General features: G+C 37.3%; 3 protein-coding genes. All 3 read left to right on the top strand.

Annotation, left to right across the window (positions count from 1 at the left end; all coding sequences use genetic code 11):
* Positions 1–825 (top strand): stage 0 sporulation family protein (locus AB1414_18355; GenBank protein ID MEW6609378.1); only part of this gene is annotated, 825 nt, incomplete at its 5' end.
* A complete protein-coding gene (metG, locus tag AB1414_18360) occupies positions 822–2,330 on the top strand; it encodes a methionine--tRNA ligase (protein ID MEW6609379.1) in 1,509 nt (502 codons plus the stop codon). The genes AB1414_18355 and metG, both read left to right, overlap by 4 nt.
* A 128-nt stretch (positions 2,331–2,458) precedes the next feature.
* Positions 2,459–2,614: a hypothetical protein gene (locus tag AB1414_18365; protein ID MEW6609380.1), complete on the top strand. Its 156-nt coding sequence runs from the start codon at positions 2,459–2,461 to the stop codon at positions 2,612–2,614.
* Positions 2,615–2,898: the final 284 nt, after the last annotated feature.

Here is a 2,898-nt window from a genome sequence, read left to right on the forward strand (position 1 = left end):
ATGATTGAGGTTGCGGGAATAAAATTCCAAAAGGATTATAAAATTTATTACTATGATATAAATAATCTTGAGTTGAAACATGGGGATTACTGTATCGTAGAAATAGACCGAGGAATAGATTTAGCTAAAGTAACACAAATGCCTAAAATAATTGAAAAGGCTAAAGGCTCTAAACCCCTGCCTAAAGTTATCAGACTGGCGACTCGCGAAGATTGGAACAAGGTAAGAGAAAATAGGGGAAAGGGAAAGGCCGCTTTTCTTTTTTGTAAACAAAAAATTAAAGAACAGGAACTATCTATGAAGCTTGTTACTACTCATTATACCGTAGATGGCAAAAAAATCATTTTTTATTTCACGGCTGAAGAAAGGGTAGATTTTCGACAATTAGTCAAAGATTTGGTGCATCACCTTAAAATCAGGATTGAGTTACGGCAGATTGGTGTTCGGGATGAGGCTAAATTGTGTGGTGGATGTGGTTGGTGTGGTCGGGAATTATGTTGTGGAACTTTCTTAAAAGAATTTGATTCTGTTCAAATCAAAATGGCTAAAGAACAAAATCTTATCCTCACACCAGGTAAAATATCTGGTGTTTGTGGTAGATTAATGTGTTGTCTGGCTTATGAATATCCGATTTATGCTAAATTCCGTAAACAAGCACCAAGATGCGGAACAAAAGTAACTACGCCAAAAGGGATAGGAACTGTCCAGGGTATAGATGTTATGCGAGAACAAATTATTGTGAAATTAGAAGGAGATGCAGGCTCTCTATCTTTTCCCTTGAAAGAGGTACATTCTTTCTCATTGGTAAAGGGTGGTAAAGAATGAAATACTATGTTACTACTCCGCTTTATTATGTTAATGATTTACCACATATTGGTCATTCTTATACCAATGTTGCGGCAGATACATTAGCCAGATATAAGAGGTTACGAGGCGACGATGTCTTTTTTCTGACTGGCACAGATGAACATGGCCAGAAGATTGAGCGGACGGCTAAAGAACAAGGACTATCCCCTCAAGAATTAGCCGATAATGTAGTTGTTAGATTTAAAGAACTCTGGGAAAGACTTAATATCTCTTATGACGATTTTATCCGAACCACTGAACCTCGCCATAAAAATGCCGCCTGGCGTCTTTTTAAAATAATCTATGAAAACCAGGATATTTACCGCGGTAAATATGAAGGTTGGTATTGCACCCCTTGCGAAACTTATATCCCCGAAGGTCAGTTAATAGAAGGTAAATGTCCTTCTTGTAATAGACAACCAGAATGGCTGGCTGAAGAAGGCTATTTCTTCAGATTATCGAAATATCAAGAACCATTATTAAAATATATCGATTCTACTCCTGATTTCATCCAGCCAGAATTTAGAAGGAATGAGGTAATTAATATTATTAAAGAGGGTTTAAAAGACCTGAGCATCAGCCGAATGACATTTGATTGGGGAATTAAGGTGCCAATTGAAGGGGCATTTGATGTTATCTATGTCTGGTTTGAGGCGTTAATTAATTACATTAGTGGCTGTGGCTTTGGACTTGATGAAAAAAAATTCAATCATTACTGGCCGGCTGATGTTCATATTATTGGTAAAGACATCTTAAAGTTTCATGCGATTATCTGGCCAGCAATGCTTATCTCGGCTGGTATTAACCCACCTAAGAAGGTCTTTGCTCACGGTTGGTGGACTATCGAAGGTAAAAAGATGTCAAAATCAGTTGGTAATGTCATCGACCCCAATAAAGTCATTGATGAAGTAGGTGTGGATTGTTACAGGTATTTTTTACTTCGAGAAGTCCCTTTTGGATTAGATGGCGATTACTCTTACGAAGGATTAATTCATCGAATAAATAGTGATTTAGCTAACGACCTTGGTAACCTTGTTTCAAGGACTTTAGCCATGATTCAAAAATATACCGAAGGCACAGTGCCACAACCGTCAAATGAAACCTCAAAATTAAAAGATATGACATTAGGACTTCTTCCGCAAGTTGATACTGCTTTTGATAATCTACAATTTCATATCGCTTTAGACCATATTTTTAAATTAATTCGTGCCTGCAATAAATATATAGACGAAACCGCACCCTGGAATTTAGCTAAAATTAGAGATGACAAATTAAATGATATTCTTTATGATTTAGCCGAGTCAATTAGATTTATAACTATCTATATTTCACCTTTTATGCCAGATTCAGCAACAAAAATCTGGCAACAATTGGGCATAGAAGAAAATATAAGTGGGACTAATGAATTAAGCCAGTGGGGTATATTAAAACCCGGCACGAAAATCAATCGTGCGGAATCTGTATTCCCGAGGATTAAAGTTTAGTCGCGCTCTAGTGCTCTGTCGCTATTCAAGTGATTGATTGGCCGTTGTCCCCCGCTGGAGAGATTGCAGGAGAGCGGAGTGAGTGGCAAAATTCCAAATCACAAATTCCAAAATACAAATAAATTCCAATGACCAAAATTCAAAATTCCAAACAATGTGATTTAGAAGAAAGAACTTATCAATTTGCTCAAGAGGTTGCTTTATTCTGTAAGAAACTACCTAAAACTATTACTAATATCGAATATGTAAAGCAAATAATTAGGGCTTCGGGTTCAGTGTTGTAATATAAACTTTGGAATTTGGTGTTTGGGATTTGGTGCTTGGAATTTGGAATTTATTTGGAATTTGGTGCTTGGAATTTGGAATTTCTATCTAATCTGTCCACTAAAAGATGTGGGTAATGATTAGGCCAGGGGGGACATCAATTGAGTAGCGACAGAGCACTAGTGCTCTGTCGCTATTCAAGTGATTGATTGGCCGTTGTCCCCCGCTGGCGGGGGTCTAATCCTTACCCACAAGTTGGGTAACAAGATGAGGTAAGCAAGGATAAACTATAAACGGGAGATTA

It is taken from the genome of bacterium (assembly GCA_040755795.1).
Classification (GTDB): domain Bacteria; phylum UBA9089; class CG2-30-40-21; order CG2-30-40-21; family SBAY01; genus JBFLXS01.

Coding starts and splice junctions, on each gene's coding strand:
- metG (MEW6609379.1), top strand. CDS start 822: ATGAAATACTATGTTACTACTCCGCTTTATTATGTTAATGATTTACCA.
- AB1414_18365 (MEW6609380.1), top strand. CDS start 2,459: ATGACCAAAATTCAAAATTCCAAACAATGTGATTTAGAAGAAAGAACT.